The organism is Serratia sp. HNCC26DJ206 (genome assembly GCF_057180605.1).
The window spans coordinates 19,224-36,725 of sequence record NZ_JBXUGP010000037.1; the positions used below are offsets into that span (position 1 = coordinate 19,224).

At 54.1% G+C, this 17,502-nt stretch carries 17 protein-coding genes; 12 read left to right on the plus strand and 5 right to left on the minus strand.

What is annotated here, in order from left to right; translation table 11 throughout:
• The first annotated feature begins 72 nt into the window (after nucleotides 1-72).
• From yihU to ompL, 8 genes are all read left to right on the plus strand, one after another.
• Nucleotides 73-963 carry a sulfolactaldehyde 3-reductase gene (gene yihU / locus AC2A1E_RS20710; protein ID WP_484385328.1) on the plus strand — a complete coding sequence of 297 codons (891 nt, stop codon included), beginning with the start codon at nucleotides 73-75 and terminating at the stop codon, nucleotides 961-963.
• A 46-nt stretch (nucleotides 964-1,009) separates the two neighbouring features.
• Nucleotides 1,010-1,873 (plus strand): class II fructose-bisphosphate aldolase, encoded by an 864-nt coding sequence (locus AC2A1E_RS20715; protein WP_459401611.1) that lies wholly within the window; start codon nucleotides 1,010-1,012, stop codon nucleotides 1,871-1,873.
• A 16-nt stretch (nucleotides 1,874-1,889) separates the two neighbouring features.
• Nucleotides 1,890-2,933, plus strand: a complete 1,044-nt coding sequence (locus AC2A1E_RS20720; RefSeq protein WP_484385329.1) for an aldose epimerase family protein — start codon at nucleotides 1,890-1,892, stop codon at nucleotides 2,931-2,933.
• Between the two features lie 38 nt (nucleotides 2,934-2,971).
• Entirely contained in the window at nucleotides 2,972-4,315 is a 1,344-nt protein-coding gene (locus AC2A1E_RS20725) for an L-fucose/L-arabinose isomerase family protein (RefSeq protein WP_484385330.1), read from the plus strand.
• Nucleotides 4,316-4,357: 42 nt separating this feature from the next.
• Nucleotides 4,358-6,385, plus strand: a complete 2,028-nt coding sequence (locus AC2A1E_RS20730) for an alpha-glucosidase (protein ID WP_484385331.1) — start codon at nucleotides 4,358-4,360, stop codon at nucleotides 6,383-6,385.
• Nucleotides 6,386-6,465: 80 nt separating this feature from the next.
• Complete coding sequence (locus tag AC2A1E_RS20735) at nucleotides 6,466-7,863, plus strand: MFS transporter (RefSeq protein WP_484385332.1); 1,398 nt, start codon at nucleotides 6,466-6,468, stop codon at nucleotides 7,861-7,863.
• A gap of 161 nt (nucleotides 7,864-8,024) precedes the next feature.
• Nucleotides 8,025-9,461, plus strand: coding sequence for an MFS transporter (locus tag AC2A1E_RS20740; protein ID WP_484385333.1), 1,437 nt, complete (start codon nucleotides 8,025-8,027; stop codon nucleotides 9,459-9,461).
• Between the two features lie 88 nt (nucleotides 9,462-9,549).
• Nucleotides 9,550-10,245, plus strand: a complete 696-nt coding sequence (ompL, locus tag AC2A1E_RS20745) for a porin OmpL (protein ID WP_484385334.1) — start codon at nucleotides 9,550-9,552, stop codon at nucleotides 10,243-10,245.
• Between the two features lie 184 nt (nucleotides 10,246-10,429).
• Here ompL and AC2A1E_RS20750 read toward each other — a convergent pair whose 3' ends face one another.
• The 4 genes from AC2A1E_RS20750 to AC2A1E_RS20765 form a co-directional block, all read right to left on the minus strand.
• Nucleotides 10,430-10,888 (minus strand): helix-turn-helix domain-containing protein, encoded by a 459-nt coding sequence (locus AC2A1E_RS20750; protein WP_484385335.1) that lies wholly within the window; start codon nucleotides 10,886-10,888, stop codon nucleotides 10,430-10,432.
• A complete protein-coding gene (locus AC2A1E_RS20755; RefSeq protein ID WP_484385336.1) occupies nucleotides 10,885-11,196 on the minus strand; it encodes a type II toxin-antitoxin system HigB family toxin in 312 nt (103 codons plus the stop codon). The genes AC2A1E_RS20750 and AC2A1E_RS20755 overlap by 4 nt, the downstream gene beginning before the upstream one ends.
• Before the next feature lie 87 nt (nucleotides 11,197-11,283).
• Nucleotides 11,284-11,970 carry a response regulator gene (locus tag AC2A1E_RS20760; protein ID WP_484385337.1) on the minus strand — a complete coding sequence of 229 codons (687 nt, stop codon included), beginning with the start codon at nucleotides 11,968-11,970 and terminating at the stop codon, nucleotides 11,284-11,286.
• A 17-nt stretch (nucleotides 11,971-11,987) separates the two neighbouring features.
• Nucleotides 11,988-13,580: an ATP-binding protein gene (locus AC2A1E_RS20765; RefSeq protein ID WP_484385338.1), complete on the minus strand. Its 1,593-nt coding sequence runs from the start codon at nucleotides 13,578-13,580 to the stop codon at nucleotides 11,988-11,990.
• Between the two features lie 452 nt (nucleotides 13,581-14,032).
• On the opposite strand from AC2A1E_RS20765, the gene AC2A1E_RS20770 reads away from it, so the two are divergent.
• The 3 genes from AC2A1E_RS20770 to AC2A1E_RS20780 all read left to right on the plus strand — a co-directional run bounded on the left by AC2A1E_RS20770 (nucleotide 14,033) and on the right by AC2A1E_RS20780 (nucleotide 16,079).
• Complete coding sequence (locus tag AC2A1E_RS20770; RefSeq protein WP_484385339.1) at nucleotides 14,033-15,388, plus strand: 2-hydroxycarboxylate transporter family protein; 1,356 nt, start codon at nucleotides 14,033-14,035, stop codon at nucleotides 15,386-15,388.
• Between the two features lie 115 nt (nucleotides 15,389-15,503).
• Nucleotides 15,504-15,791: a CopG family transcriptional regulator gene (locus AC2A1E_RS20775; protein ID WP_484385340.1), complete on the plus strand. Its 288-nt coding sequence runs from the start codon at nucleotides 15,504-15,506 to the stop codon at nucleotides 15,789-15,791.
• Nucleotides 15,792-16,079, plus strand: coding sequence for a type II toxin-antitoxin system RelE/ParE family toxin (locus AC2A1E_RS20780; protein WP_484385341.1), 288 nt, complete (start codon nucleotides 15,792-15,794; stop codon nucleotides 16,077-16,079).
• Between the two features lie 340 nt (nucleotides 16,080-16,419).
• On the opposite strand, the gene AC2A1E_RS20785 is transcribed toward AC2A1E_RS20780, so the two are convergent.
• Nucleotides 16,420-16,728, minus strand: coding sequence for an ElaB/YgaM/YqjD family protein (locus AC2A1E_RS20785; RefSeq protein ID WP_484385342.1), 309 nt, complete (start codon nucleotides 16,726-16,728; stop codon nucleotides 16,420-16,422).
• A 287-nt stretch (nucleotides 16,729-17,015) separates the two neighbouring features.
• Here AC2A1E_RS20785 and asr point away from each other — a divergent pair, with 287 nt between their 5' ends.
• Nucleotides 17,016-17,429 (plus strand): acid resistance repetitive basic protein Asr, encoded by a 414-nt coding sequence (asr, locus tag AC2A1E_RS20790; RefSeq protein WP_484385343.1) that lies wholly within the window; start codon nucleotides 17,016-17,018, stop codon nucleotides 17,427-17,429.
• Nucleotides 17,430-17,502: the final 73 nt, after the last annotated feature.

Below are 17,502 nucleotides of genomic sequence, written 5' to 3' on the forward strand. Positions count from 1 at the left end.
AGACAAAAATGGTCTTATTTGTGGCCGGTAAGTTGACACAAAGCGGACAAGCGTAACGAACAGGAGAGAACCATGGCACAGATCGCATTTATCGGGCTAGGGCAAATGGGAGCACCGATGGCCAGCAACCTGATTAAACAGGGCCACCGGCTGAGCGTTTTTGATATCAGCCCAGCGGCGGTCAACGCCTTGGTGGCACAAGGGGCAACCAAGGCCGCCAGCCCGGCACAGGCGGCGCTGGATGCCGAAGTGGTGATCACCATGCTGCCGAACGGCGATCTGGTGCGTGAGGTGCTGTTCGGTGCCGAAGGCGTGTGCAGCACGCTGTCGCCTGCGGCGCTGGTGATCGACATGTCCACCATTCATCCGCTGCAAACCGACCGGCTGATTGCCGACATGCAGGCGCGCGGTTTCAGCCTGATGGATGCCCCGGTAGGGCGCACTTCCGATCACGCACAGGCGGGTACCTTGCTGATCCTGGCCGGTGGCACTGCCGAACAGGTACAGCGTGCTACGCCAGTGCTGATGGCGATGGGTTCAGAGCTGATCAACGCCGGTGGGCCGGGCATGGGCATCCGCGTGAAGCTGATCAACAACTACATGAGCATTGCGCTCAATGCGCTGTCGGCCGAAGCGGCGGTGCTGTGCGAAGCATTGGGGCTGTCGTTCGACGTGGCGCTGCAAGTGATGAGCGGCACGCCAGCAGGCAAAGGGCATTTCACCACCACCTGGCCGAACAAAGTGCTGAAGGGCGATCTCAGCCCGGCATTTATGATCGACTTAGCGCACAAAGATTTGGGGATTGCGCTGGATGTCGCCAACCAGTTGCACGTTGCTATGCCGTTGGGCGCGGCGGCGCGCGAAGTATACAGCCAGGCGCGCGCCAGCGGGCGCGGGCGTCAGGATTGGAGCGCCATTCTGGAACAGGTTCGCGCGGCTTCCGGCTTGGCAGGCAAACATTAATTGATATCACAAGCGCCTGATATTCAGCGCGCACAGGGGAGAGAAAATGCCTTATTTATCCGGTTACACCATGGTTCAGCACGCGTGGAAAAACGGCTACGCCATCGGTGCCTTCAGCGCCCATAACGCTGAAACCATTCGCGCCATTTTACTGGCTGCCGAGCAGGAGCAAGCGCCGATCATGATTCAGGTGGGCCAGAAAGTGATCAGCGTGATGGGTTTGGAGCCGATGAAAGCGATGATCGATGCCTTTATGCAGGACATTACCGTGCCGGTGTGTATTCACCTGGATCACAGCCGCAGCTTTGCACAAACCATGCAGGCGGTGCAGGCGGGGTTCCAGTCGGTGATGTTTGATGGCTCGCATCTGTCGTTCGACGAAAACGTGCGCATTACCCGCGCGGTAGCGGATGTGGCGCATGCGTTGAATATCGGGGTGGAAGGGGAGATCGGCAAGATCGGCGGCACCGAAGATGATATCTCGGTTGATGAAAAAGATGCCCTGATCACCAGCAGCGACGAAGCGCTGAAGTTTTCCGAACTGACCACAGTGGACTATCTGGCGGTGTCGATCGGCACCGCACACGGCCTGTACAAGCAGGAACCTAAGCTGGCGTTCGATCGCCTGCATGAGATCCGCGAGATCGTCCGCAAGCCGATTGTGCTGCATGGCGGTTCCGGCGTGCCGGATGAGCAGATCCGCAAGGCGGTGGCGCTGGGCGTGGCTAAGATCAACGTGGATACCGAACTGCGTCAAGCCTTCACTCAGGGCATGGCCGAAGTGCTGAATAACGATCCCGAAGAGTTTGTGCTGGCGGTTTCGCTCGGGCGCGGCCGTGATGTGATGAAGGAAAGAGTGGTCGAAAAAATCCGGCTATTCGGCAGCCACGGCAAGGCGGCACAGTTTTAAACCATAGGGACAGACTATGACAACCATTCAACGTCAGCATTTTGGCGAACATCAAGGGCAGGCGGTTTCCCTGTTCACGCTGAGCAACGCGAACGGCATGCGGCTGTGTGTGACCGATTACGGCTGCATCATTACCCAACTGTGGGTGCCGGATCGGCACGGCCAGGCAGAAGACATCGTGATGGGTTTTGACGATCTGGCTTCTTATCAGGCTGGGCACCCGTTCTTTGGGGCGATCGCCGGGCGCTGTGCCAACCGCATCGCTGGTGGGCGCTTCAAGATTGACGGCCAGGAATATCTCTTGGCCACCAACGAACTGGCCACCGGCCAACATCTGCATGGCGGAGTGCGCGGCTTTGACAAATATGTCTGGCAGGCGCAGGAAGACGGCGATGGCATTATTTTCAGCCGCACCTCTGCCGACGGCGAGGAAGGTTATCCGGGCAACCTACAGGTGCGCCACCGCATCGGCCTGACCGAAGACAACGTGATGACGCTGAGCTTTGAGGCGCAAACGGATAAACCGACGTTGGTCAACTTGGTGAATCACAGCCATTACAACCTGCGCGGCCACACGCATCTCATCCACGATCAGCAGTTGAAGATCGATGCGGATTTCATCACACCGGTGGATGAAAGCACCATGTTGCCCACCGGTGAGATCCGCCGTGTGGCCGGTACGGCGTTTGATTTCCGCAACGCCCGCCGCTTGGGGGATGCGATGTTGCACCGCCCGGCGCAGGACTTTGACATGAACTACGTGCTGAAACCCGGCGACGGCGCGTTGCATCCGGCGGCCAGCCTGCTTTGCCCGCACAGCGGGCGCGTGATGGAGGTGCACACTTCGCTGCCCGGCATGCAGTTCTATAACGCCTTCAAGCTGTCCAACAAAGTCTGGAACGGTAAGGCGGGGCATCGCTATCAGGCATTTTCCGGCATTTGCCTGGAAACGCAGGCTTTCCCAGACAGCATCCACCACGCTCACTTCAGCAACGTGGTGTTACGCCCAGGCGAAAAATATCTCAGCCGCACCGAGCACCGTTTTAGCACCCTGGCATAGCTCTGGATTAATTTCTCCGATTACTGGAAGCAACATAAATGACAAAAAAAGCAAAAGTCGGCGTGCTGGCGTTAGGTCGCAACACCTTTGACGTGCCATACGCGCAGGAAATGTTGGCGCAGGCCTGGCAGGCGCTCAGCGGCATGGAGATCGAACTGGTGGGGGAACCGATGCTGCAATTTGATGCCGCATCGGCCCTGCAAGCGTTACCTGCGCTGAAACAGGCGGATCTCGATCTGCTGCTGATCCTGCAGGTGACCTTTACCGATGCCTCGCTGACCACCGAAGTGGCGCGTGATTTCCCGGTGCCAACGGCGCTGTGGTCATTCCCCGAGGCGCGTACCGGTGGCCGTTTACGCCTGAACTCGTTCTGCGGGGTGAATCTGGCCTGCCATGCGCTGAGCCGTGAAGCGATCAAAGTGCAGACCCTGCACGGCCTGCCGAGTGATAGCCGCGTAATCAATGAATTACAGCAACTGGCGCAGGCGGCGGCGATCGTCAAGCGCTTCAAACAGGCCAAAGTGATGGTGATCGGCGAGCATCCGCTGGGTTTTGACGCCTGTAACTACAACCAGCAGCAGTTGAAGCAGCACTTTGGTGTGGAAGTGACGCGCCAGCCGGTGCTGGAGTTTATCGACGAAGTGAAAGCGCTGCCGGACAGCGTGGCCGATGCGCCTTATGCCCGCCGCGCCAAAGATTTCCCCAATCTGGCAGAAATGGATCAGTGCGCCACCCGCAAAACCCTCAAAGTCTATTCGGCGCTGCGTGAAAAGGCACAGCGCGAAGGCTACACCGGCATTGCCGTGCGCTGTTGGCCGGATTTCTTCACCGACTACGGCTGTGCCGCCTGCGGCGCGCTGGCGCTGATGAATGAAGACAAAGTGCCCTGCGGCTGCGAAGCCGACATGTTCGGCGTGCTGTCTTCGCTGATGGCGCAGTGGGCGTCCGGCAATGCGGCGTTCAATACCGATCTGGTGGATATCGATCCGCAGGATAACAGTGTGGTGTTCTGGCACTGCGGCCAGGCGCCGATCGAAATGGCCGATCGCGATGGCCCGGTGCAGGCCACCATCCACTCCAACCGCAAGCTGCCGCTGCTGTCTGAATTTGCCCTCAAGCCGGGGCGCATCACGCTGTGCCGCATTACCCAGGGCGAAGGCAAGCTGCGCCTGATGTTGGCCGGTGGCGAGATGATCAAAGCCCCGCTGGCGTTTTCCGGCACCGCCGGTACCGCTCGGCTGGATGTGGATGCCGACACCTATCGTCAGCGTTTGATCGCTGCCGGGATGGAGCATCACACCTCGCTGGTGTACGGCGAACATCGTCCGCTGCTGCGCAAAGTGGCCGATCTGCTGGGGCTGGACGTGATTGAACTGACCTGAGTTTTAGGCAAATACCGTATTTAACCTTTTGGAGAATTGAATATGACTTCTCAGCAAGGCTTGGAACTGACGCAACAGGCTGGCGGCTTCACCCTGACTTTTCAGCAGCGCGTGCTGCTGCGCCATACCCTGGAGGCCCCTTGCCTGTGGATCGGGCGCGGCAAGGCGGATATCGATATGTTCCGCGGCAACTTCAGCATCAAAGATCAGCTCAGCGAAAAACTGGCGCTGACCGATGTCAGCATCACCCCGCAGGGGCAGGGCTGGAACATCCGTTTCAGCCGTGGCGATGTGGCGCATAGCACGCTGCACATCACCACCGATGCGCAAGGGCGGCTGGAAATGCAACTGCACAACAGCGACCAGACCAACAACCGCATGTGGCTGCGTTTGGCGGCTCAGCAGGCCGATCACGTTTACGGCTGCGGCGAGCAGTTTTCCTACTTTGATCTGCGCGGCAAGCCGTTCCCACTGTGGACCAGCGAGCAGGGCGTGGGTCGCAACAAACAGAGCTACGTCACCTGGCAGGCGGACTGCAAAGAGAATGCCGGTGGCGACTATTACTGGACGTTCTTCCCGCAGCCGACCTTTGTCAGCAGCCAGAAGTATTACTGCCATGTGGAAAACAGCTGCTACATGAACTTTGATTTTTCTGCCCCTGATTTCCACGAACTGGCGATCTGGCAGGATCAGGCGGTGCTGCGCTTTGACTGCGCCAACAGCTACATCGGTCTGCTGGAGAAACTCACCGCGCTGCTGGGCCGCCAGCCGGAGCTGCCGGACTGGGTGTACGACGGTGTGATCCTCGGTATTCAGGGCGGCACAGAAGTCTGCCAGCAGAAGCTGGATCTGATGCGTGAACACGGCGTTAAGGTCAGCGGTATCTGGGCGCAGGACTGGGAAGGCCGCCGCATCACCTCGTTCGGTAAACGCCTGATGTGGAACTGGCGCTGGGACAGTGAGCTGTATCCAGAACTGGATAAGCGTATTCCCCAGTGGAAAAAAGAGGGCGTGCGCTTCCTCGGTTACATCAACCCTTATGTGGCGATCGAAAAAGAGCTGTATGCCGAAGCCGCCGAGCAGGGCTATCTGACCAAAGATTACAGCGGTAACGACTATCAGGTGGAATTCGGTGAGTTCTATGCCGGGGTGGTGGATCTTACCAAGCCGGAGGCCTATGACTGGTTCAAAAACGTCATCAAAAAGAACCTGATTGAGTTCGGCCTCGACGGTTGGATGGCGGACTTTGGTGAATATCTGCCAACCGACACCGTGATGCATAACGGCGTGGATGCGGAAATTATGCATAACGCCTGGCCTGCGCTGTGGGCCAAGTGCAACTACGACGCGCTGGTGGAAAGCGGCAAGCTGGGGGAGATCCTGTTCTTTATGCGTGCAGGCTACACCGGCAGCCAGAAATATTCGGTGATGATGTGGGCGGGGGATCAGAACGTTGACTGGAGCCTGGACGACGGCTTGGCCTCGGTGATCCCGGCGGCGCTGTCGTTGGCCATGACCGGCCACGGCCTGCACCACAGCGATATCGGCGGTTACACCACCTTGTTCGACATGAAGCGCAGCAAAGAGCTGTTGATGCGTTGGTGTGAATTCTGCGCCTTTACGCCGCTGATGCGTACCCACGAGGGTAACCGCCCGGACGATAACTGGCAGTTCGATCACGATGTGGAAACCATCCGCCAGTTCGCCCGTATGAGCCGGGTATTCAGCGCCATGAAGCCGTACATCAAGCAGGCGGTAGCGCTGAATGCGCAATCCGGCCTGCCGGTGATGCGCCCACTGTTCCTGCATTACGAAGAGGATGCGCATACCTACAGCCTGAAATACCAATACCTGTTTGGCCGCGACCTGCTGGTGGCACCGGTGCATGAAGAAGGGCGCAGCGATTGGACGCTCTATCTACCGCAGGACAGCTGGATCAACCTGTGGACCGGCGAGCCGCACAGCGGCGGGTGCGAAGTGACGGTAGCCGCACCGATCGGCCAGCCGCCGGTGTTCTATCGCGCCAGCAGCGAGTGGGCCGAGCTGTTTGCCTCGTTAAAGGCGTTGTAAGCATAAAAAACTGTGCCGCCATTGGCCCATGCGGCAATGGCGGCTACCTCGGGATGGGGTGTTTTCCAAGGAGAATCACCATGAGTGAAGTCAACCAGGATCCGGTCAAACTGACGCTGCCATTGCGCGAGAAGTTTGCCTACGGTATGGGCGATGTCGGTTCTAACCTATTGTTGTGCGTGGGTACGCTGTACCTGCTGAAGTTTTATACCGATGTGTTGGGCATTCCGGCTGCGTGGGGCGGGCTGATCTTCCTGATCTCCCGCTTCTTTACCGCCTTTACCGATATCAGTACCGGCCTGATGCTGGATTCCCGGCGCAATATCGGCCCCAAAGGCAAGTTCCGGCCATTTATCCTGTATGCCTCAATGCCGGTGGCGCTGCTGGTAGTCGCTAACTTTATCGGCGTTGGGATGTCGTTCGACGTGCTGGCGAAAACGGTGATTGCCACGCTGATCTTCATGGCGTTCGGGCTGTTCTTCAGCATGATGAACTGCTCTTATGGCGCGATGGTGCCCGCGATGACCAAAAACCCGCAGGAGCGTGCGCAACTGGCCGCCTGGCGGCAGGGCGGGGCGACGGTTGGCCTGCTGCTGTGTACCGTCGGGTTTGTGCCGATCCTGTCGCTGTTTGAAGGCCAGGCGCAGGTGGGTTATCTGGTGGCGGCGGCGATCTTCGCGTTTGCTGGCATGCTGTGCATGTGGTGGTGCTATTCCGGCGTTAAAGAGCGCTACGTCGAGCTGCCAAAACCGGGCGCGCCAAAGCCGGGCCTGCTGCAATCCTTTAAAGCCATCACCGGCAATAAACCGCTGTTCGTGTTGTGCGTTGCCAACCTGTGCACGCTGGCCGGGTTCAACATCAAGCTGGCGATTCAGATCTACTACACCCAATACGTGCTTAACGACATCACGCTGCTGTCTTACATGGGCTTCTTCAGCATGGGCTGTATTCTGCTCGGCGTGTTGCTGGTGCCGACGGTGGTGAAGCGCTTTGGCAAGAAAAACGTCTATCTGGGCGGTTTGTCGCTGTGGATCCTCGGCGATGCAATGAACTACCTGTGGGGCAACACCTCCACGCTGTTTGTGCTGTTCTCCTGCCTGGCGTTCTTTGGCACCGCCTTCGTTAACAGCCTGAACTGGGCGCTGGTGTCCGATACCGTGGAATACGGCGAATGGAAAACTGGCGTGCGTTCTGAAGGCACCGTCTATACCGGCTTTACCTTCTTCCGCAAGGTTTCCCAAGGGCTGGCCGGGTTCTTCCCCGGCGTGATGCTGGCCTATATCGGCTATGTGCCTAACGTGGAACAAGGGGCCAGCACGCTGGAAGGGCTGCGGCAACTGATCTTTATCTACCCTTGCGGATTGGCGGTGCTGACGGCATTGACCATGGGCTTGTTCTACCACCTGACGGAGAAAAACTACCTCAAGATTGTGGATGAGCTGGAAACCCGAAAACGCAACATGAGCCCGGCAGTGTAAACAGATGCAACCTGCTAATTCGATAGAGACATAAGTGCTATCAGTAATTAATGGGTGCAATACCCACAGGATTTCAAGTTACAGCTAGGCGGCAAGTGCGTGTAGCCAACAACGCTGTAGCTTGAAAGACGAAGGGTATAAAAATAATAAGGACCTGTTATATGGCCAACTCTTCACCCTACAACGATCCCGTCACGCTGCGGTTGCCGCTGCGTGAAAAGCTGGCCTACGGCATGGGGGACTTCGGTTCTAACCTGATGCTGTGCATTGGCACGCTGTATCTGCTGAAATTCTATACCGATATTCTGGGGCTGCCCGCGATCTACGGCGGGGTAATCTTCCTGATTGCCAAATTCTTTACCGCTTTCACCGATATGCTGACCGGCGTGCTGTTGGATTCGCGGCGTAATATCGGTGCTAAAGGCAAGTTCCGGCCCTTTATCTTCTATGCCTCGCTACCGGTGGCTCTGCTGGCGGTGGCCAACTTCCTCAATAGTGGTTTCAGCCTGAACGCCAAAACCATACTGGCCACCGTGCTGTTTATGTCGTTCGGTCTGTTTTATAGCCTGATGAACTGCGCCTATGGGGCGATGGTGCCTGCGATCACCAAAAACCCGAATGAACGTGCGCAGCTGGCCGCCTGGCGGCAGGGCGGGGCCACGCTTGGCCTGCTGCTGTGCACCGTCGGGTTTGTGCCGATCCAGGCGCTGTTTACCGCCCGCCCAGAGATTGGCTATCTGGTGGCGGCCACGGTGTTTGCCACCTGCGGGGTATTTTGCATGTGGTGGTGCCATGCCGGGGTGAAAGAGCGCTATGTCGAGATTGTGCCGGAACATCATAAACCGGGGATCTTCAAATCCTTCTGCGGCATTTTCAAGAATCCGCCGCTGCTGGTGCTGTGTCTTGCCAACTTGTGCACGCTGGCGGCGTTTAACATCAAGCTGGCGATCCAGGTTTATTACACGCAATACGTGCTGCACGATATTCGTTTGCTGTCCTACATGGGTTTTTTCAGCATGGGCTGCATTCTGATTGGTGTGTTGATGGTGCCTGCGGCGGTGAAACGCTTTGGCAAGAAGCGTGTCTACCTTGGCGGGTTGCTGCTGTGGTGCCTGGGCGACCTGCTTAACTACGGCTGGGGCAACAGCTCGGTCTCTTTTGTGGCGTTCTCCTGCATGGCCTTCTTTGGTACCGCCTTTGTTAACAGCCTTAACTGGGCGTTGGTGTCGGATACCGTCGATTATGGCGAATGGAAAACCGGCATCCGGGCAGAAGGTTCGGTCTACACCGGCTATACGTTTTCGCGCAAGATTTCCGCCGCGCTGGCGGGGTTACTACCGGGGATTATGCTGACGCAAATTGGCTACGTCCCCAATATTGCGCAGTCACCTGCGGTATTGGAAGGCTTGCGTCAGTTGATCTTTATTTATCCCTGCCTATTGGCGATGGGGGCTGCAATTATGATGGGTGCTTTCTATAAGTTAAACGAGCAGCTATTTATGCAGATAGTCAATGACATCAATATGCGCAAAGGTAACCACGGTAAGGAAATAACCTTTCAGCCGGTGGTTAACACGCAAGCCATCAAAGAAGTTTAATTATTAAAAATAACACTCTACCGCCATGCGCTATTGCATGGCGGCGGGTTCTCTACGCTCATTTATCCAGACTATTTGGGGAATCAAGATGAATAAAGCTAAATCATTATTGTTGATTACGGCATTAATCGCCTCGGCCAGCGCTCAGGCCGGACGCGCTTATCTGGAAACGCGCGAAGCTTACAACACCGCCTCGGAATTGAATGAGGTTATTCTGCGTGCGGGCTATAACTTTGATGGCGGTGCCGGGGTGATGGCCACCAATGCTTATAATATAGGGAAGTTTGATCAGTTAAAGCACGGCTATAACGAGCTGGAAGGCTGGTATCCGCTGCTGCGCCCAACGGATCAATGGACTATCTCCTCCGGTGGGCTGGTTAACTCAAACAGTGCCGGTTCCGGCGGGGCGCTGTATCTGGATAACAACTATAAATTCCTGCCAGTATTTAACCTGACCGTGCGCTATCGTTATAACCGCAGCAACTATGACGCCATCGATTTCAACGGCCAACCGGCACGTAATGATACCCATGAATTTGCCAGTTATTGGAATTTTAAACTCACTGACGATCTTAATTATACCTTCGAACCCCATTATTTCATTCGGGTCAATGATTTCCACAGTAAAAATGGTAAAGGCCACCATTGGGAAATTACTAACAAGTTCAGCTATAAAATAGATACCCATTGGATGCCTTATTTGGAACTGCAATGGCTGGATCGCTGGCTGGATTATAATGCGGAGCAATACCGTATCCGCGTGGGGTTGCGTTATACTTTTTGAGATATATACTCGTCATACCTCAAGCTGCATGTGCGTTGGCTGCGCTCGTTCACCCCAGTCACATAGTTATCTATGCTCCTGGGGATTTACTCGCTTGCCGCCTTCCTGCAACTCGAATTATTTAGAGTATAAAAATTTACCCGGCTAAATAATCTAGCCGGGTAAAGTAAGTGGTATTAAATGGCTAAATAAAAAAACCAGCAGGAACATTAAAACGCGTAGCCAGCGCTTTTATATGTTGAACTGTCAATGCACGGCGGCCATTCAGAATGTTGCTCACATTACTTTTGGATCCCAGTTCATCTGCCAGATCTGCTGGCTTGAGCCCATATTGGTCCATCAGAGTGCGCAAAGCTGTAACACCGCTGGAGAGCTCGGCCATATGGTTGCGCAAATCCTCGAACTCTGGGGCATGCTGTTCATATTCAGCGATTTTTGCCGCTAACGGTTCAAACAGCGGGTTGTCCAGATCGTCTCTATCGATGAGATATTCAATCAGTTCAAGGGCTTTTTTGTATTCCGCTTCGCTTTTACCACCGGCCATGAGTGGAATGCATTTCACTGCGTTGGCGAATGTGGCGATCATACGTTCTGCAGTTGTCGCATCGATGCCATTTTTGCTGCTATGAGATGCAATAGTCATTCTTTATGCTCCCTGTAATACTTGGTTAACCTGTCGTATTCGGCATGAGTAACAATGTGCTTAACAAAAATCTTATATTTTTCAAAATCAATGAAAGCAATAAGACGCAATGTATTACCGGATACATCAATGACCCACCACTTTTTGCGATGTTTAAAGTTGTCTAAAGACTGGATCACTTTTTTCATCTCGTCCGGGTTGCTGAAGTTATGTTTCTCTAAAACCCTCATCAAATCAAAAAGCGTTTGCCTGCTATTTGGAAATTGACTGGCTGCCTCGTTAAACGGCTGTCTGCTGATCACATGCAACGTTAATCCCTCAACATTGTTTTCAACTTGAAAACATTGTACCCCTGTATTGTTTTGTTTTCAAGTTGAAAACTTAATCACTACTACTTAAACCTTACGATACAACCGCCGCGGATGGCCGATATTGCCGTACAGCATCTCTACGCGCACGAACTGGGTGGCAACGCAGTGCTCCAGGTAGCGGCGTGCGGTGGTTTTGCTGATGCCAACCTGCTCAACCAGGTCTTCTACCGCATGTGCAACATCCGGTTGGTTGATGAATAACGCTTTTACCAGTTCCAGCGTGTTGGCCTCGATCCCTTTGGCACCGGTTTCGCTGGCAAACTGTTTGGCGTGCAGGTTGTATAAGGCATCGACATTGCTTTGGTCGATCACCTTGAAAGTGCGTTGCGTCTGGGCAAACTGAATAAAACGCTCCAGTGAATTACGTAGCCGACTGTAAGACACCGGTTTGATAATGTAGTCGAACGCGCCGTTGCGGATCGCCTGGCTACAGGTGTGCATATCGCTGGCCGCAGTGATAAAGATTACCGAACAGGACGGGTTTTTCACCGCCGGTTCTTCCATTAGCGCGATCCCTTGGCCATCTGGTAGAAAGTTATCCAGCAGGATCAGGCGTGGTTGGTGAGCGTTAACTTTAGCTCTGGCTTCTGCCAAGGTAGCGGCGTAGGCAACCACCCGCAGGTTAAAGTTTTTCTCGACAAATTCGGTATGCAGTGTGGCCAACTGCGGCTCATCTTCCACGATCAGAACGTCCAGTGTTTCATGTTGCATAGGGTGAGTCCGGGTGCTTAAGCCTTTGGGATAAACAGAGAGAAAATGGTGCCGCGCGGATCGTTGTCCGACACTTCTATACTGCCGTGCGCCTGCGCAACGTGGCTGGCCACCAGATGCAAGCCAATACCGTGATCGCCTTTAACTTTGGTGGTGACGCCTTGTTCAAACAGCGTATCACGCACTTGTGCTGTGATGCCGGTACCCTGATCTGCCACTTCAATCACCAGCTCAGTGCTGTTGTCATTGATATAAAGTTCTACCGCATGGTGCGGCGCAGCGCAAAGCAGTGTGGCATCGACCGCGTTATCCAGCAAGTTGCCGATAATCGACATCAGTTCGGTTTCGTTGAGCGATGCCGGGATCTGGCGCAGCTGACAGGCCGGATCGAAACGCAATTCAATGCCTTTTTCGCGCGCGCCGGCGTATTTGCCCAAGAGCAGGCCGCACAGCGCGGCAGAGCTGAAGCGTTGGGAAACGAAATCGAGGATCTCCTGCGCGCCTTCGGATTGGGCTTCCACGTAGCGGATCGCTTCGTCATAGCGTTGCATATGCAGCAAACCGGCCAGAGTGGCGGTCCAGTTCAGCTGTTCGTGGCGCATGATGCGCAGATTATCGGCGTAACGTTTCACCTGGCTGAGCTGGCTGCTGAGGGTATTGATGTCATTTTTGTCGCGGAAACTGATCACCCAGCCCTGCAATTCCTCTTCCTGCATGATCCTGACCCGGCTGGCAATCACCCGCACATGGTTGAAACGGCACACTTCATCGTGCGTATCCTGCCCTAACTGGTTAGCGTTAAAGAAATCTGGCTGCGACTGGATCACTTCACTGATTTCACGCCCCATCAGGCTGCTGGCAGGCTGGTGCAGATCCAGCAACTCGCGGGCGGCGTGGTTGATAGTGATAATACGCAGTTGCGGATCAACGGCGATCACCCCTTCATAAATAGCTTCCAGCAGGGCTTTCTGTTGGCGTACCAGCAGCGCAATTTCTTTGGGTTCCAGCGAGAACATCTGGCGCTTTAAGTTTTTGGATAATAACCAAGAGAAAATAAACAAGGCGAACAATAACAGAATAATCGAACCGACAATTTTCGTCAGAGTGTGGGCATTTAAACTGTCGATATGTGATTTCAGATAGCCGACTGAAACAATACCAATCACCCGGTTATTTTCATCCATAATTGGTGCTTTGCTGCGTAATGAAATCCCAATACCCCCTTTGCGGATGGAAATAATACTTTTTCCTTCCAGCACCTCTTTATTATCACCACCGACCATCGGCGTGCCCAGCAAATTGCTGTGTTCGGAATGATAAAGGTGCATGGTGTGATTATCACCAATCACAATATAGCTGGCATCGCTGCTGGCGCGGATTTTGTTCATCAGTGTAGCAATGCCGTCGGTGTCGTTATTTTTTACCATGCTAATCAGCGTAGGGGTCAGGGCAATTTCCCGCGCCTGTACCTGGGCACGAGCCCCCAGATCGCGGTGCAGTTGGGTATCCAGTTGGTAGTAGGTGTAAGCACCAATTAACGTTAACAGCAGAGAGGAAAAGGCCACCAGGCATAGAAACAGTTTGATCTGAAAAGAGAGTTTTATCCGCATGGTTTGCTGCTGGCCTTGAAGTCCGTTTGAGTGATTACCCTATCATGAGAATCCCGTGAAGTAATGTTGCTCCTGATCAAGTTGTGACTACCTGTGCAGCTTTATAGTGTTTACTAATATACCCTTCATACTTCAAGTTGCTTGGGTGTTGGCTGCGTCCGTTCGCACCAGTCACATAGTTATCTATGCTCCTGGCGACTCTCGGACTGGCCGCCTACAAGCAACTCGAATTATTTTGGGTATAAACATTCTGCCGTGTAATAAAAGCAGTAAAGTTTAAATTGGCAGTATTATTAACGCCATTAACACCACGCATTATTTTACATAAAGTCTATTAACACCATAGAAACCATAACCACCATTAAAAAACCTTTCTTATTTTGAACGTAATCACAGCGGTTAATCCGTGCGTTTCTCTATGATGGCCAAACAGACTAATAAGAGGCCAGCCTATGAGCACAACCGATGATTCCTACCTTGTCACCAAAGATAAAACGCCCCCGCTTTCGCTGCGCGAAAAGTGGTGGCACATTCTGGATAATTACAAAATAGGTATTATTCCGCTGCCGTTCTTTATTCTGGCCGGGGTGCTTATTTTACTGGATTGCCTGGCAGGTAAGTTACCCAGTGATATTGTGGTGATGGTGGCAACGCTGGCCTTTTTTGGTTTTGCCTGCGGTGAGTTCGGCAAACGCCTGCCGCTGGTGGGCAAAATGGGGGCGGCTGCCATTTGTGCCACCTTTATTCCTTCCGCGCTGGTGCATTATGGTCTGCTGCCGGATGTGGTGGTGGAATCCACCACCAAATTCTATAAGTCGACCAATATTCTTTATCTCTACATCTGCTGCATTATCGTCGGCAGCATTATGAGTATGAATCGTCAGGTGCTGATTCAGGGTTTCCTGCGGATCTTCGTCCCTATGCTGTGCGGTGAAGTGGTTGGGATGCTGGTCGGGATGGGGGTTGGCATGGCGCTGGGCCTGGAGCCGTTCCAGATCTTCTTCTTCCTGATCCTGCCGATTATGGCCGGTGGCGTCGGGGAAGGAGCGATTCCGCTGTCGATGGGCTATGCCGCCATTCTGCACATGGAGCAGGGTGTGGCATTGGGGCGCATTTTACCGATTGTGATGCTGGGTGGCCTGACCGCTATTGTGATCGCCGGGTTGCTCAACCAGATGGGTAAACGCTATCCGCACCTGACCGGTGAAGGCAGCCTGATGCCGAGCAAACAAGGGGATAGCGAGATGCCGGTGGCCGAGCAGGCCAGTGGCAAGATGGTGGATGTGAGCACCATTGCCTGCGGGGCCCTGCTGGCGATCCTGCTGTATATGGTCGGGATGCTGCTGAACCGGCTGATTGGTCTGCCTGCGCCGGTGGGCATGCTGTTTGCCGCCGTGGCGGTGAAACTGGCGCACGGCGTGTCTCCGCGCATTCAGGAAGGCTCGCAGGTGGTGTATAAATTTTTCCGTACTGCGGTGACCTATCCGATCCTGTTTGCCGTAGGGGTTGCCATCACGCCGTGGCAGGAGCTGGTTAATGCATTCACCGTGCAGAATCTGATCGTGATTGTGTCGACCATATGTGCGCTGGTGGGCACCGGTTTCTTTGTCGGCAAGAGGATTGGTATGCACCCGATCGATGTCGCCATCGTTTCCTGCTGCCAGAGCGGGCAGGGCGGTACGGGGGATGTAGCGATCCTGACGGCGGGTAACCGTATGTCGCTGATGCCTTTCGCCCAGATCGCCACCCGTATCGGCGGCGCGATTAATGTTTCGCTGTCGCTGCTGGCGTTGTCGCATTTCTTCTGAGGTGTGGATTGCCCTGCCTCCCGGCGGGGCTTTTATGGGAGGACGCCTTGTGATATCAGATAGCCTGTAGCACAATTGAGCTACATTTACGTGCTCCTGATTGAGGGCTGTTTCTATGTCTACCACCACAATCCGTATGTCTGATGAACTGAAGGCCAGAGTGGCCATTGCGGCGGAACATGCTGGCATAACATCACACAGTTTTATCTTGCAGGCTATTGCAGAAAAAGCCACGCGCGAAGAGCTGCAAGGCAGTTTTGAAGACGAAGCAGAAGCAAGATACGCCGATATTGTGGCCAGCGGTGAAACGATCTCCTGGTCTGAAATGCGTGGTTATCTGGAAGAACATATGGCCGGTAACCAGAGTGCAGCTAAGCCAGTGGCGAGAAAGCTGGGGCGCTAAATGACCGCGATCAAACTGGCACCGAAGGTCATGGATGACATTGAGCGTATTCTTGAACACCTGTCTCGCTATGATGTTGCAAATTCTCCCTTGAGGATCCAGGAGATAATTCAGGCCATTTCCGTCCTGGAACATAACCCTCTGATCGGCAAGTCGATAAATAAAGGAATGCGTGAGCTGGTGATAGGTTATCAAACCAGAGGCTATGTGGCGCTTTATCGCTATATTCCCGATATCGACACGGCACTTGTGTTGGCGAGCCGCAGCCAGAGAGAATTGGGGTATTAGGCTGTGTCCCTTAATTGCACGTGCGTGCCGCTGGCGGTCATTTGAGCGCGGGGCAAGGCGTGAACCGCGAAGTTTGGTGGACCAAATCAGCGGTGAACAACGCAGCAGCGCGCTCAAATGGCCCCAGCCCACAGGGTCGCGCCCCAAAAGCCCGTCACCGGCGTTGTCGGGCTTGAACATAGGCCCACTATGCCCTTCACCCTCCGCCTTGCTGACGGGCTTTTGGGGTTGCGACGGCATCACGGTCAATTAAGGGACACAGCCTAACTAAAACTAAACGGCCCACGGTTTCCCGTGGGCCAGACGCACATCAGTTTCATCTTTTTAGCTACAGGGGTGTTTAACGTCGGGCGAGCAGGAGGCCGATGACGATGCCAACGGTGGCACCAATACCGACACCCTGCCAGGGTTTGTCACGAACATAGCTATTGGCATGGTCTGCCACGTCACGTGCATGCTGTGTCAGGCTGCTGGAATCGTTGAAACGTGCACGGGCATCGCGTAAAACGCCTTTTGCCTTGTTGTGCAGCTCTCTCAGTTCCTCTTTGGTTTTGCTAGCGGAATCGCGTAATACCTCGTCAAGCGTGTCGGCCAGCAGGGCGAGGTCCTGATCGATGCCTCGTTCTACTTTTTCAGCTTTCTTGAACATTAGACTCTCCGTTGTTGAATATATCCTCTAAGTGTAGACCATTTTTTAATCGATATAGCTGAGTAGGGGGAGATCGCGATATCTCGGCATGTTATCGGCCATCTTCAGCAGTTGGCAGCAATTCGGGATCATTGAACTGAGCACCCTTGATGTACAGAGTTCATCAGCTTTGTACATTTGGTTACTCGGCGAAACCAATCACTCACGGAAGTACTGAATTGATTCCTTTATTATCTGTTCAACGGCCCAACCGGGCTTACCGAAAAACACTCTCTGAGGATTTAAAAATGAAAAAAGTATTAGCGCTGATCGTTGCTGCCACTATGGGTCTGTCTTCAATTGCTTTCGCTGCTGATACTGCAGCACCGGCGGCTACCCCAGCGGCAACTGATACCATGGCTGCTCCGGCTCACGCTGAAAAAGCCACTCATCATAAGAAAGAGCACAAGAAAGCCACCACCAAAGCCCCAGAGCAGAAAGCTCAGGCCGCTAAAGCCAAGAAACACAGCAAGAAAGCCCCAGAGCAAAAAGCTCAGGCTGCTAAAAAGCACCACAAAGCTGACAAAAAAGCCCCTGTAGAGCAGAAAGCTCAGGCTGCTAAAGCGAAGAAACACAGCAAAAAAGCCCCAGAGCAAAAAGCCCAGGCTGCTAAAAAACACCACAAAAACAGCAAAAAAGCCGCTGCTCCAGCCGCTAAATAAGTGAAGACTGCGGATCCGCTAGCGGTTCCACGTCATCAGCTAAGTATCCAGACACCCGGTTTTCCGGGTGTCT